Raw genomic sequence first — 25,986 nt, forward strand, 5'->3', positions numbered from 1 at the left:
AAGTGTCCATGCATACAAAATATAATGTTGTGGATAAGTTGTTGGTGCATTGTTGGGTGTCTGGGGCATTATCCCCTTAGTGTGTGCCTGACTGGTTGATGGATGCCATCTGTTGTGGTGGTGTGTGTTGCTGGTTTGGGGTGTTGTGTGAGAACTGTATAGTGGACGCGAGCATCTGCATGATGCCATCGGCTGTTTGTGGTTGGTGGTGTTTTGTGTGTGTGATGTGATTTTTCTTTTTTGTTTATTTTGTCAAGTTCACTTGTTGCTACCGCATGTGGCTGCATGGCTTTTTGTTGGTTGTGTGGTTTGTGTGTGGTGGTTGGTGTGTTCGTTATTGAGGGCGCATGGTGGATGCCTTGGCATGCTGAGCCGATGAAGGACGTGTAAGGCTGCGTTAAGCCTCGGGGAGTTGTCAATAAAGCGTTGATCCGAGGATGTCCGAATGGGGAAACCTGGCCCTGGTTATGTGGGGTTACCCTTCAGTGAATTCATAGCTGTTGTGGGGGTTACGCGGGGAAGTGAAACATCTCAGTACCCGTAGGAGGAGAAAATAATAATGATTCTGCTAGTAGTGGCGAACGAACGTGGATGAGGCTAAACCGTGTGCATGTGATACCTGGTAGGGGTTGTGTGTGCGGTGTTGTGGGGCCTAGCTTTGTGTCATCTACCAGTGGCACGCCCTTTTTCGCATTGTTGTTAGGTGAAGTGGTTTGGAATGATCTACCGGAGTAGGTGAGAGTCCTGTAGCTGAAGATGATGATGTGGGGGTTGTTGGGTTCCCGAGTAGCAACGGGCTCGTGGAATCTGTTGTGAATCTGCCGGGACCACCCGGTAAGCCTAAATACTCAGTGTGACCGATAGTGGATAGTACCGTGAGGGAATGGTGAAAAGTACCCCGGGAGGGGAGTGAAATAGTTCCTGAAACCATGTGCTTACAATCCGTCAGAGCACCTTGTGTGTGTGATGGCGTGCCTTTTGAAGAATGAGCCTGCGAGTCAGCGGCATGTCGCGAGGTTAACCCGTGTGGGGTAGTCGTAGGGAAACCGAATCCTAATGGGGTGGTTAGTGGCATGTCCTGGACCCGAAGCGGGGTGATCTACCCATGGCCAGTGTGAAGCAGCTGTAAGAGGTTGTGGAGGCGCGAACCCACGTAGGTTGAAAACTGCGGGGATGAGCTGTGGGTAGGGGTGAAAGGCCAATCAAACTCCGTGATAGCTGGTTCTCCCCGAAATGCATTTAGGTGCAGCGTCGTATTAGCTTGGTGGAGGTAGAGCGACTGGTTGGTTGAGCGGGACTACAATCTTAGCAATGTCAGCCAAACTCCGAATGCCATCAATTGTGTTGTGCGGCAGTGAGACTGTGGGGGATAAGCTTCATAGTCGAGAGGGAAACAGCCCAGAGCGCCGGTTAAGGCCCCTAAGGGTGTACTAAGTGGAAAAGGATGTGGGATCGCGAAGACAGCCAGGAGGTTGGCTTAGAAGCAGCCATCCTTGAAAGAGTGCGTAATAGCTCACTGGTCGAGTGGTTCTGCGCCGACAATGTAGTGGGGCTCAAGTACACCGCCGAAGCCGCGGCAAGCAACAGTTTTTGTTGTTTGGGTAGGGGAGCGTCGTGCATGGGTGGAAGCGTTACCGTGAGGAGGCGTGGACTGTGTGCGAGTGAGAATGCAGGCATGAGTAACGAATTGTAAGGTGAGAATCCTTACCGCCGGATGACTAAGGGTTCCTGGGTCAAGTTCGTCTTCCCAGGGTGAGTCGGGACCTAAGGCGAGGCCGACAGGCGTAGTCGATGGATAACCAGTTGATATTCTGGTACCCGTACATGTGCGCCCATGATGAAGCACTGATACTAACCACTGCGGATACGCTACCTAGCATTCTTTGAGTGTTGGTGGTGTTGATGTCGTGGGGCCTGATGTGTGGTTCAAGTGATGGGGTGACGCAGTGAGGTAGCCGCGCCACTTAGTGGATTGGTGGTGTAAGCGTGTAGGCCGTGTGGTAGGTAAATCCGCCGCACATGTGGTTGAGGCGTGATGCGTAGACCCTAAAGGGGTTGATGGTGGTGATCCTGTACTGTCGAGAAAAGCCTCTAGCGAGTGTGTGTATGGCCCGTACCCTAAACCGACACAGGTGGTCAGGTTGAAGATACTAAGGCGTTCGGGTGAACTGTGGTTAAGGAATTCGGCAAAATGCCCCCGTAACTTCGGGAGAAGGGGGGCCCTGTGACGTGAAGGCACTAGCTGCTGGAGTGTTGTGGGGTCGCAGAGAATAGAGGGAAGCGACTGTTTATCAAAAACACAGGTCCATGCGAAGACGTTAAGTTGATGTATATGGACTGACGCCTGCCCGGTGCTGGAAGGTTAAGAGGACCGGTTAGTAACCTTTGTGGTTGCGAAGCTGAGAATTTAAGCCCCAGTAAACGGCGGTGGTAACTATAACCATCCTAAGGTAGCGAAATTCCTTGTCGGGTAAGTTCCGACCTGCACGAATGGCGTAACGACTTCTCTGCTGTCTCGACCACAGGCCCGGTGAAATTGCATTACGAGTAAAGATGCTCGTTACGCGCGGCAGGACGAAAAGACCCCGGGACCTTCACTATAGCTTGGTATTGGTGTTTGGTTCGGTTTGTGTAGGATAGGTGGGAGACTGTGAAATCATCACGCTAGTGGTGGTGGAGTCGTTGTTGAAATACCACTCTGATCGGATTGAGCATCTAACCTTGGCCCATGATCTGGGTTGGGGACAGTGCCTGGTGGGTAGTTTAACTGGGGCGGTTGCCTCCCAAAATGTAACGGAGGCGCCCAAAGGTTCCCTCAGCCTGGTTGGCAATCAGGTGGTGAGTGTAAGTGCACAAGGGAGCTTGACTGTGAGACAGACATGTCGAGCAGGGACGAAAGTCGGGACTAGTGATCCGGCACCTACTTGTGGATGTGGTGTCGCTCAACGGATAAAAGGTACCCCGGGGATAACAGGCTGATCTTCCCCAAGAGTCCATATCGACGGGATGGTTTGGCACCTCGATGTCGGCTCGTCGCATCCTGGGGCTGGAGTAGGTCCCAAGGGTTGGGCTGTTCGCCCATTAAAGCGGCACGCGAGCTGGGTTCAGAACGTCGTGAGACAGTTCGGTCTCTATCCGCCGCGCGCGTTGAAACTTGAAGAAGGCTGTCCCTAGTACGAGAGGACCGGGACGGACGTACCTCTAGTGTGCCAGTTATCCCGCCAGGGGTATCGCTGGTTGGCTACGTACGGAAGGGATAACCGCTGAAAGCATCTAAGCGGGAAGCCTGTTTTAAGATGAGGTTTCTTTTGAGGTCCCCTAAAGACTATGGGGTAGATAGGCCAGACTTGGAAGCACTGTAAGGTGTGAAGGCTACTGGTACTAATTGACCAAAACAAACACACCACAACAACCCAAACAATGTTTGGATATGTTGGGTGGACTTGTGAAGCGAGTAAACAAATAAATGAACACATTATTGTGTGTCGCGTCCACTATGCAGTATCTGACACAACACCACACGCAGTGGTGGGTAGTGTTCTTTTAGGTTTGTCGGTGGTTTATAGCTACAGGGAAACGCCCGGTCCCATTCCGAACCCGGAAGCTAAGCCTGTACGCGCTGATGGTACTGCAACCGGGAGGTTGTGGGAGAGTAAGTCACCGCCGACACCAAACAACAAAACAACAAAATAGTGTTTATACGATAGTCCCCGAAAGACCATCACCCCGAATAATTGTGGGTGGTTGGTGCTTTTGGGGATTAATTGTGGTTTTACCCCCGCTAGTGTAGCCGACTTGTACTCTGTCGAGCAGGGGTTATGCGTGGTGGGGTGTGTGGGTTTTACCCCTGGTGTCTTTTCGGGTGGGTAGTCTGATGCCTTGGTAGACGAAAACATATTCGACACATTGAAGGGTGTAGTACCCCCCCCGGGGGGGATTCGACCACAATGAGTACACCACCACCCACCACAGACCACGCGCACGTAGGCGGGCCGGTGCATGACACCACGGCGGGAGATACCCGTCTACCCAGCGCTACTTGCGCGGCAGGCGAATCCGAGCGCGCCGATGGTATAGCTGATGCACGCATGATCACTGCCGCTGACGGCGACGAGGCACCTGATACCGACACTGATGCTGAGGCAGGAGAACCGGTAGTCTTTTATGCCACCAATACCCCAAACAATCCTATTGCTGCTGCTGGAGCACAAGCCCGGAAGAACTCCTGGTTTTTCTACCAGTCACTCCTTCCAGACCTGGGCGACGACGTCGATCTGACACTGACCAGCCTGGCTAAAGACCTAGGGCTTTCCTATAGCATCTTGTCTGGCATTATTAGGGCGCATTTCCGCATGCAGGAACTCCCCCTGGTAGCAGCGACTAACGTGGAGCAGTGGATCCTGGATACACCACGCTTGCGGGTTATCGATAGGGAAGTAGAACGTATAGGCGACAACCACGAACATGTGGGACTGGTCGATGCCGCCCTGGCAGACTATCTGACACCGACAGCACCGAGCCAACATGTACCTACTGTAGGGTTGCCCGCAAATCGTGGACACGTAGTTAAGCTGCTTAGGGGTTAAGCAGCGGCCTTCTTATTACCATTTTGATCAGCGAGCTGGGCTTCGAAATCGACGGGGCTTACCATCCCGATGGACGAGTGGCGACGGCGCCGGTTGTAGACAATCTCAATCCAGCGAGCCACCGCCTTCCGGGCTTCGTTGCGGGTTCGCCATTCCTTCCGATCGTAAAATTCGGTCTTCAATGTCGACCAGAACGACTCGGCCATCGCATTGTCAAAGCAGACACCAGTACGGCCGACCGATTGTGCAATCCCTAGTTCTTGACAGACCTGCCACAGCTGTTCGCTGGTGAACTGGGTACCACGATCGGCGTGGAAGACCACGCCGTCGGGTACTTCACCACGCAGGGTGTAAGCCATGCGCAGTGCACGTTCAACTAGGTAAGAATCCTGCACACTATCCATGGACCAGCCTAGGACTCGGCGGGAGTGTCCATCGCGGATAACGCATAGGTACAGCCAGCCCTCATTCGTGCGTAGATAGGTAATATCCGACATCCACACTCGATTAAGCTGCCCTTGATCAAATAGGCGTTTCACTAGGTCTGGAAGCGTTGACTTCCGCTTGGATTGAATCGTCGTTACGGGAACAAACGCCCTGGGTGAGATGCCTTCAATACCCATCATCCGCATGCGTTTGGCCACGGTTTTGCGATTCACATAGACCCCACCCTCGGCGAGTTCTGCAGTAATCCGTGGGGCACCGTAGACTTCGTCAGAATCTTCCCAGATGTCATGAATTTTCCTGTCTAACTGGTCGAGGAATCTCTGACGCTGATTTTCACCACGAAGCCGTACTGCTTGAGCCTTTTGCCATTTATAGTAGCCAGAACGAGAAACCTCTAATAACCTGCTCATTCGTTTGATGCTGTAGTTCGCCTTCTCCTGCTGCATTAGCTCAAATTTTTCCGATCGCGTTGCTTCGCAGCGAAGAAGGCGGTGGCTTTTGACAAGAACTCATTATCCATCTTGGCCTCAGCTAACTCACGACGCAGGCGAGCGTTTTCGGCTCGTATATCGGCATCACTGCGGCCATCTACCGAGCCTTGGCGTTCCCGCTCAAGTTTGACCCACCTGCCTAAAATTGTGGCTGATACGCTAATTTCCTTAGCCACATGAGCGATTGGGCGCCCAGACTCAATGACCAGTCTGGCGGCCTCCTGCCGGTACTCCGGGGTGTACTTCTTCCTTGACGAACTCACAATGAACATCCTCTCCTACGGACACAAGATCCGTACTAATAGGGTGTCCACTAAACGAGGGTAACCTCAACTGCTGCAGAAATCCGCCGGTTTATCCGCGACTTCATCGACACCCACCACCTGGCCATCGACGACACTGACGAGGTCGAACCCACCCTCAACGTATCTGTACACAATAACCGGGCCACTATCAGTGTGACGTGTGATAAAGCCACTGCCGCCATCATCGCCCGCCATATTGATGCCCATGCCGCCAACAACAAGTGCGGTGCCGGTGAAGCCTTAATCCAACTCATCCTGGATAACACGCACACCAAAGTCGCGATCAATACCTGGGCCTGGCCCCCAGAAAGTGGACACGTCGGGGGTTAGTTATGCTGCTTGGGTCAGTGTAGCTGAATTAAGCGCTTCGAAGTCATCGGGGGCTAGAAGGCTGCACCAGGAGTGCCGCCTGCGCGTGTTGTAGCGCATGCACCACCGGAAGATTTCCTGGCGGCAGCTGATTGGACTTTCAAAGAGTTTCCTATCACGCAGTACTTCACGCTTTAAGGTGGCGTTAAAGGATTCTGCTAAGGCGTTATCAGCACTCGTTCCCACTGCTCCCATGGATTGACGCACATCAAGCTGGGCGCAGTGGTCCCCAAACGCCTGTGAGGTGTACACACTGCCATGATCAGAATGGAAAGTTGCCCCTTTAAGGCTTCCGCGGACCTTTCTGGCATGAGACAAAGCCTCGATAACCAGCGATACCCGCATGTGATCCGCGAGTGCATGACCGACAAGTTTGCGAGAGTAGACGTCGATGACCGTGGCAAGGTACATGTTCTTGCCACCCTTACACGGCAGGTACGTAATGTCGCCAACATAGACGTGGTTTGGTCTATCAGCTGTGAATTTACGGCCTACTAAGTCCGGCATGACGCGGTGGCCAGGCTTGCGCCTGGTAGTGACACATCGGCGGCGTTTGGTAAAGCCTTTAAGTCCCATGGCTTTCATGATGCGGGCGACCTTCTTGTGATTGATCGGGACATACGCCGTGTCCTCATTCAGGCTTGCAGCGATGCGTTTAGCGCCGTAAAGCCCGTGCTCATCATCAAAAGTGGTCTTGATTTTGCACCAATAGCGGCATCGGAATACATTTTTAACCTGCGCTTTTCGCGGGTTTGCACCCATTTATAAAACGAGGAACGATTCAGCTTTAACACGTGACACATCCGCTTGACCGAATACTCGGTTCGGTGGTCATAGACAAACTGGAAGCGGATCACCAGTGAGTCTCTTCGGCAAAATATTTCGCGGCCTTGCGCAGGATATCGCGTTCTTCGCGTAGCTTAGAGACCTCTTTTTCTAGTTGGCGGATCCGTTCGGAATTATTCGCCGTTTGGGCTTTATCATGCACAGCTTTAATGCGCGCACGTTTGCCGGTGCCGTACTTCTTGACCCATGAATGCAGCGAGGCACGGTTGATACCGAGCTCTGCTGATGCTGCGTTGAGCGAGAGGTCCTCATTGTTCTCATAGAGGGCCACGGCATCGCGTTTGAACTGTTCGGAGTACCTGGACATGGTGGTAGATTACCTTTCTTTCCAGCCCGACTGGGCTGGATATCAGGTGTCCACCAAAAAGGGGTCAGGTCCCCTTCACCACCGCAGCCGCCACCAACACCGACAACAGCGATGACAATGCCGGAGCCGCCGGGACTGCAAATACAAAGGTGTACTTCCCAGGCTACGGCTGGTCCCGCATCACCAACCTAGAAAACATCGACACCTTCACCCGACAACTCAACCCACAAGAAACCGAAAGCTACCAGCCCACCAACCACATCCGCGCCTACACACAAGGAAGAGACCTCACCTGCCGCTGGCCCGGATGCACCACCCCAGCACACACATGCCAACTCGACCACCGCATCGAATACAACAACGGCGGACCCACCAACCCCGACAACCTCGTCACCCTGTGCCAACACCACCACAACATCAAAACCGACCGCCGCGTCCACTACATCATGGACCCAATAACCGGCACCATCGCCTGGCTACACACCAACGGCACCTACCAAACAGACCACCCCACAGGACCACTGGCCACCACAAACACACACTGGCACTACACCTGGAAACAATTCCTCACACACAAAAGACACAAACACAACAACAAAAAATAAGAGCCCACTAACCCAGCACCACCACACCACTGCGCCCAAAAGCTGAGTCCATGTTCATCGAAACCAAGAACAAGAGCAGGGAAATATCGAGATTCTTTGAATGTCGTTTAGCACTGTAGAATGGGTGCGGTATTTCTGTGCGAGTTCCAACCAAGAAAGGGTAGGACTGAATGTCGGAGCGCAACCAGCACGGCCGTAATGGCCGCGGACAAGACCGTCGGGGTCGAAATCCACGCAACTCGGGGGACCGCGATTCTCGCGGTGGGGGAAAGAAGAAGTCTTTCTCTCCACAGCGCTCTGGGTATCGGGAAGAGCGAATCAACCGTCGTATGACCGATCCGGACATCCCTGAAGAGGTTGATATCAATGACTTGGACCCATTGGTGCTCCAAGACTTGAAGTCTCTCTCTAAAGAGAACTCGGAGACCGTCGCCAAGCACATGATCATGGCGGCGACCTGGATGGACGATGATCCTAAACTGGCGCTGCGGCATGCCCGTGCGGCTAAGGATCGTGCAGGACGTGTGGCTATCGCACGGGAAGTTAACGGTATCGCTGCATACCGCGCCGGCGAGTGGAAAGAGGCACTGGCTGAGCTGCGTGCTGCGCGTCGTATTTCTGGCGGTCCTGGAATGCTCGCGGTCATGGCTGATTGTGAACGTGGGTTGGGTCGGTCGGAAAAGGCATTAGAGCTGGGGCGCAGCGAGGAGGCGAAGGAACTAGACAAAGAATCCGCTATTGAATTAGCGATTGTGCTGGCGGGTGCTCGCCTTGACCTCGATCAACCTGAATCAGCGGTGGTTACCATTCAGCGGGCACAACCAGATCGCAGCGATCGTGGAGTAAGCGCTTGTAGGTTGTCGTATGCCTATGCAAATGCGCTGCTCGCCGCGGGCCGCAAGGACGAAGCCCGCGAGTGGTTCGAGCACACCATCGCCATTGAGGAGGGCGATTGGACCGATGCCGCTGACCGATTGGCGGAATGTAAGTAATGAGTGTTTTAAGCAAACATGACGCCTTATTGTTGGACTTGGATGGAACCGTCTGGGAAGGCGGCCGTCCGCTCAGCAACGTCGTAGACGTTATTAATACCTGCGGCGTTCCCGCAGTATATGTCACAAATAATGCGTCGCGCAGCCCTGAAGCCGTTGCGACGATGCTGACGGATATCGGCTTGACGGCTGATTCAGGTGACATCGTCACCTCCGCCCAAGCGGTATTGCAATTGGCTGCCGAGGAAATTCCGTCGGGTGCGAAGGTATTAATTATTGGCGCGGATTCTTTCCGTGATTTGGCTAAAGACATGGGTTTTTCCGTGGTCTCGAGTGCCGATGAGAAACCGGCTGCCGTCCTACAAGGGTTTGATAAGTCCGTTGGGTGGGAACAGCTAACGGAAGGTGCGCTGGCTATCCGGGCAGGAGCGAAGTTTTTCGCCTCAAACCTGGACACTTCCCTTCCAATTGAGAGGGGGCTAGGCGTTGGCAATGGCTCCCTAGTCGCTGCCATCCAGAAAGCGACGGGAGTAGAGCCCGTTTCTGCGGGTAAGCCTGAGCCCGCAATGTTTTTCCTTGCGGCCAAAAAGGTGGGGTCAAAAAAGCCTTTGGCAGTGGGCGACCGTATAGATACCGATATCGTTGGGGGTAACGCCGCAGCGATGAATACCTTTCATGTCTTGACCGGAGTATCGGGCGAGCTGGAGCTTATCGAAGCCCCGGTGGAGGCACGGCCTAACTTCATTGGTGCGGGCATGCACGAGCTTTCATTGCCTATTTCGCAGGTGCGACCGGGACCGCAGGGGGACTTTACCGCGCGATGCGATGGGTATGACGTTCTTTTGCAGGGTGGAAATGAATCCTCTACCTCGGTGCAAGCGCTGCGGACGGTCTTAGAAGTGGCGTGGTCGATGCCGGCACCACCTCGGTATATTCAGCCGCGTAGTGAGTTTGCGGAAAAGGTTGTGTCGAAATGGCGGTAAAGCCGCACGATTTTCGGGCTGTGAAAGAGCCTGAGGAAGTAGATTCGGAGATATCGACAATTCTCGGCGAAGATGCGCCATCACTTGCAGAAGAAGTCGATCAACTGGACAGGGCGCATTCCGTATTGCGGAATGCATTGCAGGAGAACTAATGCCACCACAACGCCGCAGGCTGGATGCAGAACTTGTGCGCCGAAAAATTGCGCGATCTCGTGAGCAAGCCCGCGAGATGATCAAGTCTGGCCGTGTGACGGTCGGCGGGTTTAAGGCAGAAAAGCCTGCAACTGTCGTGGATCCTGAAGTCTCCATCAAGGTCGAAGAGTCTGAGGAAGACAAGTGGGCGTCTCGCGGCGCACATAAGCTTTTGGGTGCACTTGCCGCATTCGACGTCGACATGGATGGTCGCATCTTAGATGCAGGGGCATCGACGGGAGGATTTACGGATGTGTGCTTGGCGTCTGGTGCGAGGGAAGTGCTTTCCGTTGACGTCGGGTATGGGCAACTATTGTGGCGGCTGCAAAATGACGACCGCGTAACCGTCTTGGATCGCACGAATATCCGCACTATTAATCCAGAGATGACCAATGGCCTGTGCGATGGCATGGTCGGGGATTTATCTTTTATTTCCTTAAAACTGGTGCTGCCAGCAATTGTGGAGTGTATGAAGGACGGAGCGTGGCTGCTGCCAATGGTCAAGCCGCAGTTTGAGGTGGGGAAGGAGCGCATCGGCAGCGGCGGGGTGGTTCGTTCTCCGAAGATGCGGAAAGAGGTCACGCAGGACGTTGCTGAATTTGCCGTGTCTTTAGGCCTCAGTCTGCACGGTGTTGTGGCTTCACCATTGCCGGGCCCGAGTGGAAATGTGGAATATTTTCTGTGGCTGAAAAAGGACGGTATGTCAACAGACGCAGCTACAATGAAACAGATGATTGATACTGCCGTTGAAGAAGGTCCGCAGTAATGCGAGAGATATTGTTGGTTCCGCATGCCAATCGCGCAGAGAACCTGCAGGCTACCTCCCGCGCAGCCGAGTTATTGCAGGAAGCAGGGATAACGGTTCGCGTTTGTGCGGACGAAACCGTCCTGCCGGGGCTACAGCACGTCCCGCATTCTGATGCTGCGGCGGAGGGATGTGAACTGGTTCTTGTTCTCGGCGGTGATGGCACCTTCCTGCGCGCCGCCGATATGGCGCGGGCAGTAGATATTCCGGTTCTCGGAGTGAATCTGGGCCACGTTGGCTTCCTCGCGGAATGGGAGGTGGAGTCATTAGACGGAGCCGTTGCCCGCGTGATTGAGAAAAGCTACCGGGTGGAAGACAGGCTGACGGTGGATGTATCCATTTCGGATGCCAACGGTCAGCTACTGTCCAGCAGCTGGGCCTTGAATGAGGCCTCGGTTGAAAACCAGAACAGGTCGGGCGTGCTGGATGCGATTTTGGAGATCGACCGGCGCCCCGTTTCGTCGTTTGGCTGTGATGGCGTACTGATTTCTACCCCAACGGGTTCTACGGCGTATGCATTTTCAGCTGGCGGCCCGGTGCTGTGGCCATCCCTGGATGCAATCCTGGTCGTGCCGAATAATGCCCATGCGCTCTTTACCAAACCATTAGTGGTTTCCCCGAATTCACTGGTGGCGGTGGAATCAACCATGCAAACCACACCGGCGGTGGTTATCTTGGATGGGTGCAGGGAACTTATTATGCCGCCGGGCGCCCGCGTCGAGGTGGTGCGCGGTAAGCGCCCCGTACGCTGGGTGCGGTTGGATGATCAACCCTTTACGGATCGATTGGTCTCTAAGCTGCGGTTGCCCGTGGAAGGCTGGCGTGGACCGAAGGAGAAATAGTGCTCGTCGATATTTCTATCAATGATTTAGGAGTCATTCGCCATAGCTCTGCGGAATTGTCGGAGGGCTTGACCGTATTGACCGGTGAAACCGGTGCGGGCAAAACCATGGTGGTCACGGGGCTTCGACTGTTGGCAGGCGGGCGTGCCGATGCCTCGAGGGTACGCGATGGCGCTAAAAAAGCGGCCGTAGAAGGTCACTTTAGTTCCGCGAAAGAGAGCATTAGCCAACTGGTGGACTCGGTGGGCGGCGAGCCAGATGAAAATGGTGAATTTATTGTTTCGCGGACCGTTTCCGCAGCGGGGCGATCGCGGGCGTATCTGGGAGGCCGCGCCGTACCGGCCGCAACGCTGGGAGATTTCGCGCGGGAGATAATCACCGTGCATGGCCAGAACGATCAATTGCGCCTCTTGGCTCCAGAAGAGCAGCTCGCGGCGGTAGACCGTGCGGACCCGCAATTGGCGGGCATCCGGGAAGACTATGCGGAAGCCTTTAAAAGGTGGCGCAGCTTGGCTAAGGATTATCGCCGGCGCACGGAATCTCGTAGGGAACTTGCCCAGGAAGCTGACCGCCTGCAATATGCCCTAGAGGAAATCAACGGCGTGGCACCCGAGCCAGGGGAAGACGCGGAGCTGGTGCAGTTGGTGCAGCGCCTGCAAGACGTCGACGGTTTGCGCGAATCCGCGCACACTGCCTTGGCGGCGATCGATGGAACGGAAGAGATTGATGAGGCTGCTTCTTCGCTGCTCGGGCGTGCGGGGTCGGCGTTAGTGGGATCCTCGGATAAGCAGCTGGCGGATTTGGGCGAGCGCATCTCTGAGCTCACCTCGCAGCTAGGCGATATCTCGGCTGAGCTCGGTGGATACCTCGCGGGGCTGCCGGCGGATCCGAATCTGTTGGAAAAATCGCTGCAGCGCCAGCAGGATCTTCGAGCATTGACCCGTAAATACGCTAGCGATATCGATGGTGTTTTGGCGTGGCGCGATGAGGCGGAGTCCAAATTGCAGTCGATGGATACCTCGACGGAGGTCCTCGAGGAACTTAAGGCGCAGGTCAAAGAGGCTGAACAGGAGATGAAGCAAAAGGCGGCGGAGCTTACGAAGGGCCGCCGCAAAGCCGCGGAAGCGCTGAGTAAGCTGGTGACTGAGGAGTTGCATGGATTGGCCATGCCCAATTCCACGTTGTCGGTTGAGCTTTCCGCGGCTAAGTATTCCAAGACGGGCGCCGATGCCGCGGAGTTGCAGCTCAATGGGAAGCCTTTGGCCACCGCGGCCTCCGGGGGTGAGCTGTCTCGCGTCATGCTTGCCCTTGAGGTCGTGCTCGCCAGCGAGGACGGTGCGACATTGGTCTTCGATGAGGTCGATGCCGGCGTGGGCGGGCGTGCGGCGGTAGAAATTGGGCGTCGGCTAGCGCGGCTAGCTGCGCATAATCAGGTTATCGTCGTGACGCACCTGCCGCAGGTAGCTGCGTATGCGGATGCGCATTTGCATGTCTCGAAGGACAAATTTACCTCGGGGGTAGCCGAGCTAACGGAGCAGGAGCGCGTGGAGGAATTGGCGCGCATGCTGGCTGGTTTGGATGACACGGAGACGGGGCGCGCGCATGCCCAAGAGCTTTTTGATCGCGCACAAAAAGAAGCTTCCGCGCGCCTTACCCAGCTGGCGGACTAAGCAAGGAACAATGGAGCCCATGGCTCTGTTTTCCCGTACCCCTGATCATCCTGGTGAGCATGCTGCATTGCGCGATTGCACCCCAGGTGCGAAAGGTCTTAAGAAGTTTTCTGCAGGTGATATCGCCGTTATTGATGCGGCGAATATTTCCCGGCCCGAGGCACAAACGCTTGTGGAATTGCAGCCCTCTGCGGTGGTCAACGTCGCCAGGTTTTCTACTGGCTCCATTCCTAATTGCGGTCCACACATGCTTCTCGATGCCGATATTGAACTCCTCGAAGGCCTCGGCGAGGAATTTATCTCGGAGTTTAAGGATGGCAAGAAGGCGCATATTGGGGAGGATGGAAAGGTCTACGTCGCGGATAAAGTAATCGGGACGGGGCAGAAGGTTTCCAGGGAGCGCGCTGACAAGAACTTCAAAGCGGCACAAAGTGCGCTCATTGATCACATGGAGTCCTATTTCGCGAGCTCCATTGACTTCATTAACTCTGAGGGCCCCCTGCTTATCGATGGCCTCGGGGTTCCCGCATCCGGTGCCGAGATAGCTGGCCGGAAGGTCATTGTTTTATCTCCCACCGAAGACCACCGTGCCCTGCTGAAAGAATTGCGGAATTTCATCCGGGAGTATGAGCCGCTGCTCATTGCGGTTGATGAAGCCGCGGATTCTTTGCTGGAGCAGGGATATAAGCCTGACTTCATTATTGGGGATCCTGTCAAGGTAAGCGATGAGTCGCTGCGTTGCGGCGCGCGCATTGTCGTGCCTGCGGATCCAGAAGGCAGCGTGGAGAGCATTGACCGCATCCAAGAACTGGGTATTGGGGCCATGACGTTCCCGGCGGCTTCGGAATCGGCCACGGATTTAGCGCTGCTCTTTGCTGATTACCACGGTGCGGGCCTCATCGTGCAGGCAGGTGGCGGCTTTGACCTCGATGATGTTTTTGCCAACCGCGTGGCTCCGTCTGCCGTCTTGTCTCGGCTGAAGGGCGGAACGAAGGTGGTCGACTCCGAGGCGGTCATCAACCTGTATTCCGCTCCGTCCTCGCACCTTGGTTGGCTGTGGGCCCTTCTGAGCATCTTGGTCGCGATTGCGGCGATCATCTTGATCGTGGGGTTTGGCGGGAGCCAGGATTTCTTGAGTAATTTGAGCCAAACGTGGTCGAGCCTATTCTGAGCAGGGGTAGAAGTATGGCGAAAACGCAACTAATTACGGGCCTTGGGCTCGGCGCGGCGCTCGGTGTAGCCCTCGGAGCCTTGGTGATCGCGCCCAACCTGACCACCAGCGTGGCCGATGATGACCCGATCCGTGCGGAACACCGCAAGGTGGTGCAAGAAAATAAGATCTTGCAGAACCAAAATGAGGCGAGCGATGACATAGTCAAGAACGTGGCACCAGACTTGGTGTCTGGGACGTTATCGCAGCGGCCAGTGCTGGTCATTTCCACCGATGATGCAAATAGCAGGGACCTGTCTGATATCACGAAGCTATTAGAAGCCTCTGGGGCCACCAAGGCAGGAGAAATCAAGCTGAGCAAAGAATTCCTGCGCGGGGAAAGCAAAGACAATATCGTATCGATCCTTAAAGATAAGGCCCCGAAAAAGGCAGATCTCAAGGGGCTCGATAAAACCGTGGGAAGCTATGGCGGCGAGGCTTTGGGCGCGGCCTTATCCATGGACCCAGAAAGCACGGAGCCGCTCGCAAGCGTGAAGGAGCGATCTGAGCTGCTGCGTGCCCTGCGCGATAAGGAATTTATTGATTATGAGGACGGGACCATCCTTCCCGCCCAGTCCATCATCATCGTCTCCGGCAGCGGGGTGCGCGGATATTATTCGGATACCTTGGCAGAGTTCGCCACCGCCTTGGACGAGGTCAATGGCAGCGTGGTCCTTAGCGCGCGGGCCAAACAGACCCAAGATGAAAAGACAATAGAGCAGCTGCGCACCAAAGACGTGGATCTTTCTACCGTAGATGGCATTGAACGCGCGGTAGAGCGCATCGCCGTCATTTCTGCCGCCGAGGAACAGCTCAATGGGGGCAGGGGAGACTACGGTTCTGCAGAAAGCGCTGATTCCGCCCTACCTGAAGAGGAGAAAGAATAGTGGGCCACGATTTTCAAGTCTTGGATTCAGAGTTAATTTTTGATGCCCCTATCGTCGCCGTACGCCGCGATACCTTGTCCATGCCGGGAGGAAACACCGCGGATAGGGAGATCATTGAGCACCTTGGCGCCGTCGCGGTGGTGGCCTTAGATGAGGATCGGCGCATCGCGATGGTGCATCAGTACCGGCATAGCGTCGGCAAGCGGCTCTGGGAGCTGCCTGCAGGACTGCTAGATGTAAAGGGCGAGGATGAGCTTTCCGGCGCGCAGCGCGAGCTGCAGGAGGAAGCGGGCCTTGCCGCGAAGGACTGGGAAGTTCTCACGGATATGGTGACCTCACCGGGGTTTTGTGAGGAAGCAGTGCGGATTTTCCTTGCTCGCGACCTTAGCGAGGTCCCGGCCCTGGAGGATACCGGCGATGAAGAAGCCGATATGGATTTTGCCTGGGTGGATTTAGACAGGGCAGTTGACAAGGTGCTGAGCGGTGAGATAGTTAATTCCGTTGCATGCGCGGGTATCTTATCCGCATATGCCACAGTGATTGGTGGAAGGCCGACGCGTTCGGTGGATGCGCCGTTCGATTTGCGCCCGACCCATATGGCTGCCCGCCGCAGCGGACCGGACCTGAAAAAGCAGTGACTGCTGCGGAGGATGTCGCTCAGACTTGGTTGAATCACCTCGCCGTCGAACGCGGGGTGTCAGCAAATACCCTGAGCAATTACCGGCGGGATATTCGCCGGTACGTGGATTGGCTGGCAGCAAATGGGGTCCAGGACCTGCGGCAGGTAACCCGGCCGATGGTGGAGGCCTATTTGAAGGACCTGCGCGAAAAGATGGCGGTGTCTTCTGCCAACCGTGCCCTCATCGTGGCGCGCGGGTTGCACAAATTCGCCGTTGCAGAGGGCGAAGTCGATAGCGATGTCGCCGCCGAGGTGAGCCCGCCTTCCACGGGGCAACACCTGCCGGAGACCTTGAACGTGGACGAGGTGTCACGCCTCATCGAATCGACACCGACGGAAACGCCGGTTGACCTTCGCGATAGGGCGCTACTAGAAGTGCTCTATGGCACTGGGGCGCGCATTTCTGAGGTAATTTCGCTGAATGTCGATGACGTAGCTACTGCCGATGACGTCCTGGTCCTGCATGGCAAGGGCGATAAAGAACGGCTTGTACCCCTCGGCTCGCATGCTCGCCAGGCCATCGACGCCTACTTGGTGCGCGCCCGTCCCGTGCTGGGAAAAGGCAAGACCGCTGCGCTGTTCTTGAATACTCGCGGCGGTGCGCTATCGCGGCAAAGCGCGTGGTCCGTTATTAAAACCGCGGCGCAGCGCAGCCAGTTGGATAAATCCATTTCCCCGCACACGCTGCGCCATTCCTTTGCCACGCACCTTCTCGAAGGAGGTGCCGATGTGCGCACCGTGCAGGAGCTTTTAGGGCATTCCTCCGTGACTACCACGCAGATCTATACGCACGTAACCGCAGATTCCTTACGGGAGGTTTGGCGGACCGCGCATCCTCGGGCGTAGCTTTTACTCGAGCGGCAGGTGCTTAAGTCAAAGCTAGATACTTGATATTTGCAAAGTCTCGGTAGTCATAAAGGGGAGCGGGTACGCTATAGTTACAACGTTGTAAGCAACCCTATGCCAAATGTCATGGTCCATGACTTGGCGTCAAGGAAGAAGGTTTGACTGTGAGCGAAGAGGGTCTCTTTTCAGCCTCTGATGTAGAGACGGGGCTAACTGGCCGCCCTGTCCGCGAACTGCCGGAACCCGCCCCCTTGGAAAAACATGGGCCCGCCACCATCATCTCGATGTGTAATCAAAAGGGCGGCGTGGGCAAGACCACGTCCACCATTAATATGGGGGCCTGCCTCGCAGAGTATGGGCGCAAGGTTCTCTTGGTTGACTTGGACCCGCAGGGTGCTCTTTCGGCCGGGCTGGGATTAAACCATGATGACATCGAGGATTCGATTTATGACGTGATGCTGGATAGTCATACCTCTATCCACTCCGCCATTCATCACACCAGCGTTTCCGGCATGGACCTCGTTCCTGCCAATATCGATCTTTCTGCGGCAGAGATTCAGATGGTCAATGAAGTAGGCCGCGAGCACACCTTGGCGCGCGCCCTGCGTCCGGTGCGCCGGGATTATGACTTCATCATCATTGATTGCCAGCCTTCTTTGGGTCTGCTTACGGTCAACGCCCTAGCTTGTTCCCAGGGTGTCATCATCCCCATGGAATGCGAGTTCTTCTCGCTGCGCGGGCTTGCTTTGCTGACGGATACGGTGGAAAAGGTCTCTGACCGCATCAATTTCGATCTGGAAGTCATGGGTATTTTGGTCACCATGTTTGATCGGCGGACCAAGCACGCCCGTGAGGTGATGTCGCGGGTCGTGGAATATTTTGGTGATCAAGTATTCGATACCGTCATTACCCGTACCGTGCGCTTCCCAGAAACCTCCGTGGCCGGCGAGCCCATCACCTCGTGGGCGCCCAATTCGCAGGCCGCGCAGCAATACCGCGACCTGGCGAAGGAAGTCATAGAGCGCTCGACCGTCTAAGTGACCGTGACGCAGCCAGAGATTACTGGGTTCCGCATTGCCTTGCGGAATTTCGAGGGGCCATTCGATCTGCTTTTGCAGCTCATCCAGGCCAAGAAGATGGATATCACGGATGTGGCCTTGTCTGAGGTGACCGACGAATTTGTTGGCTACACCCGCCAATTGGGCGAAAACGCGGATCTGGATGAGACGACGGACTTCTTGGTCGTGGCGGCAACTCTATTGGACCTGAAGGCCGCGCGCCTATTGCCGCGGGGAGAGGTTGATGATCTAGAGGACCTGGAGCTCCTGGAATCGCGCGACCTGCTCTTTGCTCGCCTGTTGCAGTACAAGGCCTATAAGCAGGCGGCGGGTCAATTTGCCCGGTGGCAGCGGGAGGCGCAGCGCAGTTATCCGCGAGCGGTGAGCATTGAGGAGCAATTTGCTGAGCTTTTGCCTCCCGTCACCTTGGGGCACACTCCGGCGAGCTTTGCGGAAATGGCGGCGGGTGTCTTTCGCCCCAAGCCGCCGGAAGAAGTTGCCACGGGCCATATTCATGGCGTCGCCGTCTCCGTGCCCGAACAGGCTGGAAAGATCCTCGAAACGCTCAAGCTTATGGGCGCTGGGCAGTGGACAAGCTTTTCCTCGCTTACCCGGGATTGCACCACAACCATGCATATCGTCGGTAGGTTCCTAGCGCTCTTGGAACTGTTTAAGGCCAAGGCGGTTGATGCCCAGCAGGAGGAGGCGTTGGGCCAGCTGGACCTTTCCTGGACCGGCTTGGACGTAGATCCAGCCGTCGTTGCCGCAGCAAATTGGGACTAGTGCTAGCACCGCCGTCGGTGGTTGTAATCTAAGGGGCATGGATCTTCCGCTCATTTCGCAATTGCGGTCTCGGCTCGAGTCGATCTTGCTGGTGCTCGACTCGCCGGCATCCGTAGAGTCCTTGGCGCGGGCACTTAGCGTAGAACCAGCGGTCATTAGTGACTGTTTGCGGGCTATCCAACGCGAATTCGACAGCCGCGGCTCTGGAATTGAGCTGCGCGAAACGCCAGAAGGTTGGCGGTTTTATACGCGCCAAGAAAACGCCAGCGCGGTGGAAGAGTTCTTATTGGATGGGGCGCAAACCAAGCTCTCGCGCGCAGCCCTGGAAACCCTAGCCGTCGTGGCCTATCGCCAACCAGTCACGCGCCAGCAGGTCTCTGCGGTTCGCGGGGTCAACGTGGACGGCGTAATGCGCACCCTTAACCTGCGCGGGCTGATCCGCGAGCTCCCGCAGGACGAGTTCGAGGGGGCGTCGCACCGATATGAAACCACCGAGCTTTTCCTCGAACTGCTAGGTATAGACTCGCTGGAACGCCTTCCAGATTTGGCGCCGCTGCTTCCAGACGTCGATGCAATCGACGAAGAGTACTGAGGTGGGGTAGACTCACGCAGGTAATTTCATATCTTCGAGAGAAAAGGACACTTAAGTGACTCCTCCCGCTCGCCGTGACGGCACACCGGATAAGAAGCAGCGAGACAGCGATATCGTTGTCTCTAATGCCAAGCCGGCTCGTAATCAACACGTTTCCAAGAAAAAGCAGAAGGCCACCGCTGAATCGGTGGCGCGCGATTTGGGCGCTGACTGGCTGGTCGATGACGATAAGCCCAAGGGCGAGCGCCTGCAGAAGGTCTTGGCTAAAGCGGGTGTCGCATCGCGGCGCCACGCGGAAATCCTCATTGATGCCGGCCGCGTTGAAGTAAATGGCAATGTCATTCTCAAGCAGGGCGTGAAGGTCAACCCCGCCGTGGACGTCATCCGCGTCGATGGCGTTCGCGTGAACGTTAACGAGGACCAAGAATATTTCATCCTCAATAAACCCCGCGGAATGCAGTCGACGATGTCAGATGATCTCGGCCGCCCCTGCGTGGGTGACGTGGTCTCTGAAAAGGTTGCCTCGGGCCAGCGCCTATTCCACGTAGGCCGCTTGGACGCGGATACGGAAGGCCTGCTCATCCTGACTAACGATGGGGAATTGGCCAACCGCCTGATGCACCCCAAGTATGAGGTGAAGAAAACCTACTTGGCCACGGTATTGGGCGAGGCCGATAACAAGCTGGTGCGCAAGCTTAAAGAGGGCATCGAGCTAGAAGATGGCCTAGCCAAGGCCGATTTCGTGCAGGTAGTGGACAAGAACCAGGGATTCTCTCTGGTCCGAGTAGAGCTGCACGAAGGTCGCAAGCACATCGTGCGCCGCCTGCTGAAGGAAGCTGGCTATCCCGTACAGCGCCTGGTGCGCACCAAGCTGCACACGGTCCAATTGGGCGATATGAAGCCCGGTGGGTTGCGCGCGCTCAATTCCAACGAGTTGACGAGCTTGTACAAGGCGGTGGGGATGTAATGATTTCGAATATGCCTGATGAAGGCCTGATCCTCGCGGTCGATGGCCCCTCCGGAACGGGAAAGTCCACGACCTGCCGGGCCCTAGCCAAGCAGTTGGACGCAAAATACATCGATACCGGCGCCATGTACCGGGTGGCAACCCTGGCGGTATTGCGCCAAGGCGTGGATCCCGCGGACAAGGAAGCGGTGATTTCCGCGACGGCGGACCTGCCCTTGGAGGTTTCCGATGATCCGGATTCCACGCAGGTGCTTTTCGATGGCGCCGATGTCTCCCGCGTCATTAGGGAAGACGAGGTCACCCAGAACGTCTCCGCGGTATCTGCCATCCCGGAGGTGCGGGAGAACTTGGTGGCATTGCAGCGCACGCTGGCACAGCGCGCCCACCGCGCCATCGTAGAGGGCCGCGATATCGGCACCGTGGTGCTTGCCGATGCCCCAGCTAAGGCCTTCATGACGGCCTCTGCGGAAGTCCGTGCGCAGCGCCGGCATGATCAAAACGAAAAGGCCGGCATCGCCTCCGATTTTGAATCGGTACTGGCAGATGTGCAGCGCCGCGACGCCGCGGATTCTTCCCGCGCCACCTCGCCGCTTCGCCCCGCCGACGATGCCACTGTTGTCGATACCTCTGACATGAGCCCGGAGGACGTCGTGCAGGCTCTTATCAACGTGGTTAAGGAGTCCCGCTCATGAGCAATAAAGATTTTGAGTCCCCAGAGGAAGAAGTCACGCAGTTCCATTACCCTGCGGGTAAGTTCGACGAGGAAACGGTAGAAACCTCGCCGGGGTGGGCTACGGACGATTTTGATGCCGAAGAATTTGACTACGACTTTGATGAGTCAGAGTTCAGTGAGGCCGACTACGGGGACGAGGAAGACCTAGAGCAGCCCCTCAGTGAGGACGAGTGGGAGCAGCTCTCGCAGTCTCTAGGCTTTGCCGATGCCACCGAAGAAGCCTTGTGCACCGTCGCCATTGTGGGCCGGCCGAATGTGGGCAAGTCCTCCTTGGTCAACCGTTTCCTGGGCCGCCGGGAAGCCGTCGTAGAAGACCACCCTGGTGTTACCCGTGATCGCGTCTCCTACGTGGCGGACTGGAATGGGCAGCGCTTTATCGTGCAGGATACCGGCGGCTGGGATCCCAACGTTAAAGGCATGCACGCCGATATCGCCCGCCAGGCAGAAATGGCGATGGATACCGCCGATGTCATCGTGATGGTGGTAGATACCAAAGTGGGCATTACCGAAACCGATGAGGTTATGGCGCGCCGCCTGCAAAAGTCTCCGGTGCCGGTGATCGTGGTATCGAACAAATTCGATTCCGATAACCAGTATGCGGATATGGCGCAGTTCTACGCCTTGGGCCTCGGGGATCCGTGGCCGGTGTCCGCACAGCATGGACGCGGTGGCGCGGACGTGCTGGATGAGATCCTGCGCAGCTTCCCCGAAGAACCGCGCGAGACCTCGATTACGTCGGGCCCTCGCCGCGTCGCGCTCGTCGGCAGGCCTAATGTGGGCAAGTCATCGTTGCTCAATAAGCTCACCAGCGAGGAGCGCTCGGTGGTAGATAATGTCGCCGGCACCACGGTGGATCCCGTGGACTCGCTGGTGCAGCTAGATGAGCAGTTGTGGAAGTTCATTGATACCGCGGGCCTGCGCAAGAAGGTCAAGAACGCGCAGGGCCACGAGTATTATGCGTCCTTGCGCACCCGCGGCGTCATCGATGCGGCCGAGGTATGCATCATGCTTATCGATGCCTCCGAGGAGATCTCCGAGCAAGACCAGCGCGTGCTCAATATGGTGCTGGAATCCGGCAAGGCGCTGGTCATCGCGTTCAATAAGTGGGACCTGATGGACGAGGACCGCCGCTATTACCTCGACCGCGAGATTGACGAGCAGCTGCGGCACTTGCCGTGGGTGACCCGCGTTAATATTTCGGCTGAGACCGGCCGCGCCTTGCAAAAGCTGGAGCCGGCCATGATCGAGGCCCTAGAAAGCTGGGATCAGCGCGTGTCCACCGGCCAGCTCAATAACTGGATGCGTGAGGCGATTGCTGCCAACCCGCCGCCGATGAAGAATAATCGCTTGCCACGAGTGCTCTTTGCTACGCAAGCATCGGCCCAGCCGCCGACGATTGTTCTCTTTACCACTGGGTTCCTCGACGCATCCTACCGGCGCTATCTTGAGCGCAAGTTCCGCGAGCGCTTTGGTTTCCACGGCACCCCCATCCGCATCGCCGTGCGCGTGCGCGAACGCCGAGGTAAAAAGCGGAAATAATAGTTCACTGCGACAACGAGCGAAGCACCCACAACCGTGGGGTTTCGCTCGTTTTTATCTATCTCATTACGCTCGGTGTCATTGGCAGCTAAGCTTGAAAGACATCAGATCATTGGCCTAGCCCCAGAAAGCAAGAAGGTACATACGGTGTCACAGAAAATCGAGATCTTGCGCGGGCAAAAAATCACTCTCAAGGCGTTGAGCGTAGACCATACCCCTGGACTGGCTGAGGCGGTGCAGGACGGGGAATTATGGAAGCGGTGGTATACCAAGGTCCCATCACCAAGCGAGATGGAAAAAGCCGTGGAAGAACGCATTTCTTGGTATGCCTCCCACGGGTCGCAGCTTTTCACGGTATTTGATTCAGCCGGCACTACGGTGGGAATGACTGGTTATCAGGCCTTAGATCTGGGTAATAGGCGCGCACAAATCGGATACACTTGGTACAGGCAATCGGCGCAGAATACTGCGGTTAATGCAGACTGCAAACTGACCCTCATGGGCCATGCATTTGAGCAGCTTGATTGCCTATCCGTGTTCTTCACCACCAACTCCTTTAACCGTGAAAGCCGCCGCGCGTTGGAATCCTTGGGTGCGCATCTTGATGGAATCCTTCGCGGCCACCAGATACTAGATAACGGGATAGTCAGAGATACGTGCGTGTATAGCGTGCTGCGGCATGAGTGGCCCGCAGTGAAAAATCACTTGCACTATAAGATTGACCTGAAGTCTGGGAAGGACAAGGCCTGAGGAGTCGACAACTAATAGTGCGCAACAGCTTTCGGTGTTGGCACGTGAGGTGTAGTTGAGTTTGTCTCGTCAGCAAAGCCGGAGCTCATTGTAGGGGCATCAGGGCGCCTCAAAACTACATAATTTCTCCGGTTAACCCGGTATTTTACCACTTAGGAGAGCAAAAGTGTCACCAACAATAGTGTGACACTTCGCTCTCCTTTTCGCTTCGGTGAAAGCACTATGGCGCCGATAGGATAAAACTTGTCAACCATTTACTTTCTGTTTGAAAGGCATGACATGTTAGCGAATGTGATTGCCCCGGATTCAGTCCTGGCTATCGTGCTTCAAGTCATAATCATTTTAAGTGCTTTGTTATTGGGCACCCGCTATGGCGGGATCGGCCTTGGATTAATTTCTGGCATCGGCTTGATGCTGATGGTCTTTGTATTTGGCTTGGCACCGGGCGAGCCCCCCGTGTCGGTCATGCTCACAATCATTGCCGTTATCGGCTGCGCAGCCACACTGCAACAAGCACAAGGTTTGGAAGTGATGATGCAGCATGCAGAGAAGTTCTTGCGTGCTCATCCAGAGCGCATCACCATTTTGGCACCACTGACTACTTGGTTCCTTACCGTACTTTGCGGCACTGGCCACGTGGTCTACACCATGTTTCCGATTATTGAAGACATCGCGCTCAAAAAGGGAATCCGTCCTGAGCGTCCGATGGCAGTGGCCTCGACCTCGGCCCAGATGGGTATTACCGCTTCACCGGTGTCCGTGGCTACCGTTTCTCTTGCATCGATCCTTGCGGAAAATGCTGGAGCTATCGACAAAGCTTATTCGATTCCGCAGATTCTTACGGTGGCGCTACCCGCGTCCTTGTGCGGTGTTCTTCTCGCTGCGTTATGGTCGCTGCGTCGCGGCAAGGACTTGGACAAGGATCCGGTTTTCCAAGAGCGGATGAAAGACCCAGAGTTTGCCGCCAGCATCAATGAAAGCGCCGATTCGCTCATCGGTAAAGAATTTTCCCGCGAGGCTAAGCGCTCGGTCGTCGTCTTCCTCGTCGCTATTGCCTGCGTGGTCCTCCTCGGCGCTTTCGAGTTCCTGCGCCCGCTGGTTCCTGGTGATGATGGCGAGCTGAGCCCGGTATCGATGAATCTAGTGATCCAGATGGTCATGCTCGTCGCCGGTGCCATCATTCTCCTAAGCTGCAAGGTGGATACCAAAAAGATTGCGTCTACTCCAGTATTCAAGGCCGGCATGACCGCTGTATTTTCGGTCTTCGGTGTTGCGTGGATGGCAGATACGTTCTTCCAATCCCATATCGATGCCCTGGAAACGAACTTGGGATCTGTCGTCGAGGCGGCCCCATGGACGTACGCCGTCGTGTTGGTGGTTGTGTCCAAGTTGGTCAATTCACAGGCCGCTGCACTGGTAGCAATTGCCCCCATTGGCTTGCAATTGGGCATTGACCCAGCCGTCATCGTTGGTTTCTACGGCGCAGCTTATGGTTACTTCATCTTGCCAACCTATCCTTCTGACTTGGCCTGCATTGGCTTCGATCGCACGGGTACGACGCGAATTGGCAAATACGTCATCAACCACTCGTTCCTTATCCCCGGAGCGATCTCCGTATTTACTTCTTGTGTCGTCGGCTCCCTCTTGGCCCAGGTTCTCCTGTAATCAGTCCCTCGAGATAGACTCCTCCCGTACCAGCACGAATGCATCCGTGCGGTACGGGATGTGCAGTTTTTGGCCGGCGGAAAAGCCCATGTGCTCGTAGAGGTACCAGTTTAGGTTGTGGGTCATGCGCTCGTGGATGTCCTCGTTGTTTCTGAGCCAGTAGGAACGGGTGTGCATGAGTTGGTGGAGCTTTTCTGGGGTAAGTTCCTGGGTCCAGCTCAGCCGGAGTTCGCGCTCTAAGTTCCAGGGTGACTTGTACTCCGGATAAAAGCCGGGCTTATGCACGTCGCCGGAGTGCATGATGCGGCTTAACCGAAGGATCCAGGGATCCGCGTGTACGTCGAGGGTATTCCACACCAAAAGGACGCGCCCGCCCGGCGCGAGGATGCGGTCCAGCTCGGCGGAAGCGGCGGCAACGTCGACCCAATGCCAGGTTTGGGCGAGGCAGGCGGCGTTGAGGGAGGCATCGGCAAGCGCGGTGTGCTCGGCCGTGGCGCGGATGATGGGAATATCCAAGCGGCGTTGGAGCGCGCGGGCCATGTCTGGAGATGGCTCGACCGCGAGCACGCGGGGATTGGTGAGGGACTCGGTAAGTTTGCCGGTGCCGGCGCCGATATCGGCAACGCGGTGGGCACCGGCGATGAGCTCAGCAACCTTAGCCGGGTAATGGGGACGGACATCCTGATAGGTGTGCGCGCCGTGGTGGAAGGCGCGCGCTGCCTGGGTGCGCTGGGGATCGGTGCTGAAGGTAGGCTTCTGCTTCGCAGAGGGATTTCGGTAGCTGGGGAAGTGCTGGGGGTTGGGGTGGCGAGTCGACATAGGTTATCTAACCTACCG

23 protein-coding genes, 2 rRNA genes and 1 pseudogene are annotated in these 25,986 nt (G+C 56.0%); 22 read left to right on the forward strand and 4 right to left on the reverse strand.

The features are described 5' to 3' along the window. The first annotated feature begins 327 nt into the window (after positions 1 to 327). The 3 genes from ACLI1Q_RS06155 to ACLI1Q_RS06165 all read left to right on the forward strand — a co-directional run bounded on the left by ACLI1Q_RS06155 (position 328) and on the right by ACLI1Q_RS06165 (position 4,586). Positions 328 to 3,404: ribosomal RNA gene (locus ACLI1Q_RS06155) — 23S ribosomal RNA — on the forward strand. 147 nt (positions 3,405 to 3,551) lie between these two features. Continuing rightward, a 5S ribosomal RNA gene (gene rrf, locus ACLI1Q_RS06160) occupies positions 3,552 to 3,669 on the forward strand. 278 nt (positions 3,670 to 3,947) lie between these two features. Further along, positions 3,948 to 4,586 (forward strand): hypothetical protein, encoded by a 639-nt coding sequence (locus ACLI1Q_RS06165; RefSeq protein ID WP_411696921.1) that lies wholly within the window; start codon positions 3,948 to 3,950, stop codon positions 4,584 to 4,586. Here ACLI1Q_RS06165 and ACLI1Q_RS06170 read toward each other — a convergent pair. The 3 genes and pseudogenes from ACLI1Q_RS06170 to ACLI1Q_RS06180 all read right to left on the reverse strand — a co-directional run bounded on the left by ACLI1Q_RS06170 (position 4,583) and on the right by ACLI1Q_RS06180 (position 7,351). Further along, positions 4,583 to 5,796, reverse strand: a protein-coding gene (locus tag ACLI1Q_RS06170) for an IS3 family transposase (RefSeq protein WP_232208497.1) whose coding sequence is annotated in 2 segments (ribosomal slippage) — positions 4,583 to 5,523 and positions 5,523 to 5,796 — 1,215 coding nt in all. Because the reading frame shifts where the segments join, the coding sequence is not laid out codon by codon here. The genes ACLI1Q_RS06165 and ACLI1Q_RS06170 overlap by 4 nt on opposite strands. A 57-nt stretch (positions 5,797 to 5,853) precedes the next feature. Then, positions 5,854 to 6,036: a hypothetical protein gene (locus ACLI1Q_RS06175; RefSeq protein ID WP_411696922.1), complete on the reverse strand. Its 183-nt coding sequence runs from the start codon at positions 6,034 to 6,036 to the stop codon at positions 5,854 to 5,856. 123 nt (positions 6,037 to 6,159) lie between these two features. Next, positions 6,160 to 7,351 (reverse strand): annotated as a pseudogene (locus ACLI1Q_RS06180) (IS3 family transposase). A gap of 149 nt (positions 7,352 to 7,500) precedes the next feature. Here ACLI1Q_RS06180 and ACLI1Q_RS06185 point away from each other — a divergent pair. The 19 genes from ACLI1Q_RS06185 to ACLI1Q_RS06275 all read left to right on the forward strand — a co-directional run bounded on the left by ACLI1Q_RS06185 (position 7,501) and on the right by ACLI1Q_RS06275 (position 25,149). After that, positions 7,501 to 7,956 carry an HNH endonuclease signature motif containing protein gene (locus ACLI1Q_RS06185; protein ID WP_411696923.1) on the forward strand — a complete coding sequence of 152 codons (456 nt, stop codon included), beginning with the start codon at positions 7,501 to 7,503 and terminating at the stop codon, positions 7,954 to 7,956. Positions 7,957 to 8,126: 170 nt separating this feature from the next. Next, complete coding sequence (locus tag ACLI1Q_RS06190) at positions 8,127 to 8,948, forward strand: hypothetical protein (RefSeq protein WP_284772273.1); 822 nt, start codon at positions 8,127 to 8,129, stop codon at positions 8,946 to 8,948. Further along, a complete protein-coding gene (locus ACLI1Q_RS06195) occupies positions 8,948 to 9,931 on the forward strand; it encodes an HAD-IIA family hydrolase (protein ID WP_284772274.1) in 984 nt (327 codons plus the stop codon). Before ACLI1Q_RS06190 ends, ACLI1Q_RS06195 begins: the two co-directional genes overlap by 1 nt. Continuing rightward, positions 9,922 to 10,083 (forward strand): hypothetical protein, encoded by a 162-nt coding sequence (locus ACLI1Q_RS06200; RefSeq protein WP_284772275.1) that lies wholly within the window; start codon positions 9,922 to 9,924, stop codon positions 10,081 to 10,083. The genes ACLI1Q_RS06195 and ACLI1Q_RS06200 overlap by 10 nt, the downstream gene beginning before the upstream one ends. Next, positions 10,083 to 10,889, forward strand: a complete 807-nt coding sequence (locus ACLI1Q_RS06205) for a TlyA family RNA methyltransferase (protein ID WP_239268009.1) — start codon at positions 10,083 to 10,085, stop codon at positions 10,887 to 10,889. The genes ACLI1Q_RS06200 and ACLI1Q_RS06205 overlap by 1 nt, the downstream gene beginning before the upstream one ends. Then, positions 10,889 to 11,770, forward strand: a complete 882-nt coding sequence (locus ACLI1Q_RS06210; RefSeq protein WP_239268011.1) for an NAD kinase — start codon at positions 10,889 to 10,891, stop codon at positions 11,768 to 11,770. The genes ACLI1Q_RS06205 and ACLI1Q_RS06210 overlap by 1 nt, the downstream gene beginning before the upstream one ends. Beyond that, positions 11,770 to 13,440 carry a DNA repair protein RecN gene (recN, locus tag ACLI1Q_RS06215; RefSeq protein WP_284849780.1) on the forward strand — a complete coding sequence of 557 codons (1,671 nt, stop codon included), beginning with the start codon at positions 11,770 to 11,772 and terminating at the stop codon, positions 13,438 to 13,440. Before ACLI1Q_RS06210 ends, recN begins: the two co-directional genes overlap by 1 nt. Positions 13,441 to 13,450: 10 nt before the next feature. Then, positions 13,451 to 14,611 carry a putative cytokinetic ring protein SteA gene (gene steA, locus ACLI1Q_RS06220; RefSeq protein ID WP_284869708.1) on the forward strand — a complete coding sequence of 387 codons (1,161 nt, stop codon included), beginning with the start codon at positions 13,451 to 13,453 and terminating at the stop codon, positions 14,609 to 14,611. A 14-nt stretch (positions 14,612 to 14,625) separates the two neighbouring features. Beyond that, complete coding sequence (locus tag ACLI1Q_RS06225) at positions 14,626 to 15,537, forward strand: copper transporter (RefSeq protein WP_284849778.1); 912 nt, start codon at positions 14,626 to 14,628, stop codon at positions 15,535 to 15,537. After that, positions 15,537 to 16,175 (forward strand): NUDIX domain-containing protein, encoded by a 639-nt coding sequence (locus ACLI1Q_RS06230; RefSeq protein ID WP_284849777.1) that lies wholly within the window; start codon positions 15,537 to 15,539, stop codon positions 16,173 to 16,175. Before ACLI1Q_RS06225 ends, ACLI1Q_RS06230 begins: the two co-directional genes overlap by 1 nt. Then, positions 16,172 to 17,062: a site-specific tyrosine recombinase XerD gene (gene xerD / locus ACLI1Q_RS06235; protein WP_284849776.1), complete on the forward strand. Its 891-nt coding sequence runs from the start codon at positions 16,172 to 16,174 to the stop codon at positions 17,060 to 17,062. The genes ACLI1Q_RS06230 and xerD overlap by 4 nt, the downstream gene beginning before the upstream one ends. 164 nt (positions 17,063 to 17,226) lie before the next feature. After that, positions 17,227 to 18,099: a ParA family protein gene (locus tag ACLI1Q_RS06240; RefSeq protein ID WP_023022236.1), complete on the forward strand. Its 873-nt coding sequence runs from the start codon at positions 17,227 to 17,229 to the stop codon at positions 18,097 to 18,099. 6 nt (positions 18,100 to 18,105) lie between these two features. Continuing rightward, complete coding sequence (locus ACLI1Q_RS06245; RefSeq protein WP_411697147.1) at positions 18,106 to 18,903, forward strand: segregation and condensation protein A; 798 nt, start codon at positions 18,106 to 18,108, stop codon at positions 18,901 to 18,903. Between the two features lie 37 nt (positions 18,904 to 18,940). After that, a complete protein-coding gene (scpB, locus tag ACLI1Q_RS06250; protein WP_023017548.1) occupies positions 18,941 to 19,495 on the forward strand; it encodes an SMC-Scp complex subunit ScpB in 555 nt (184 codons plus the stop codon). A gap of 55 nt (positions 19,496 to 19,550) precedes the next feature. Then, entirely contained in the window at positions 19,551 to 20,462 is a 912-nt protein-coding gene (locus tag ACLI1Q_RS06255; RefSeq protein WP_284849774.1) for a pseudouridine synthase, read from the forward strand. Further along, a complete protein-coding gene (cmk, locus tag ACLI1Q_RS06260; RefSeq protein ID WP_284849773.1) occupies positions 20,462 to 21,154 on the forward strand; it encodes a (d)CMP kinase in 693 nt (230 codons plus the stop codon). The genes ACLI1Q_RS06255 and cmk overlap by 1 nt, the downstream gene beginning before the upstream one ends. Further along, on the forward strand, positions 21,151 to 22,734 hold the full coding sequence (gene der, locus ACLI1Q_RS06265; RefSeq protein WP_284869706.1) for a ribosome biogenesis GTPase Der: 1,584 nt from the start codon (positions 21,151 to 21,153) through the stop codon (positions 22,732 to 22,734). Before cmk ends, der begins: the two co-directional genes overlap by 4 nt. Before the next feature lie 81 nt (positions 22,735 to 22,815). Then, positions 22,816 to 23,484 carry a GNAT family N-acetyltransferase gene (locus ACLI1Q_RS06270; protein WP_284849771.1) on the forward strand — a complete coding sequence of 223 codons (669 nt, stop codon included), beginning with the start codon at positions 22,816 to 22,818 and terminating at the stop codon, positions 23,482 to 23,484. Positions 23,485 to 23,763: 279 nt separating this feature from the next. Beyond that, the gene (locus tag ACLI1Q_RS06275) at positions 23,764 to 25,149 is read left to right on the forward strand and encodes an anaerobic C4-dicarboxylate transporter (protein ID WP_284869705.1); all 1,386 of its coding nucleotides are present in this window, start codon (positions 23,764 to 23,766) and stop codon (positions 25,147 to 25,149) included. Here the strand turns inward: ACLI1Q_RS06275 and ACLI1Q_RS06280 are convergent, their stop codons facing one another. Then, a complete protein-coding gene (locus ACLI1Q_RS06280) occupies positions 25,150 to 25,968 on the reverse strand; it encodes a class I SAM-dependent methyltransferase (protein WP_284849770.1) in 819 nt (272 codons plus the stop codon). Positions 25,969 to 25,986 lie beyond the last annotated feature (18 nt).

Origin of the sequence: Corynebacterium limaceinasi (genome assembly GCF_046717465.1) — a bacterium.
GTDB lineage: Bacteria > Actinomycetota > Actinomycetes > Mycobacteriales > Mycobacteriaceae > Corynebacterium.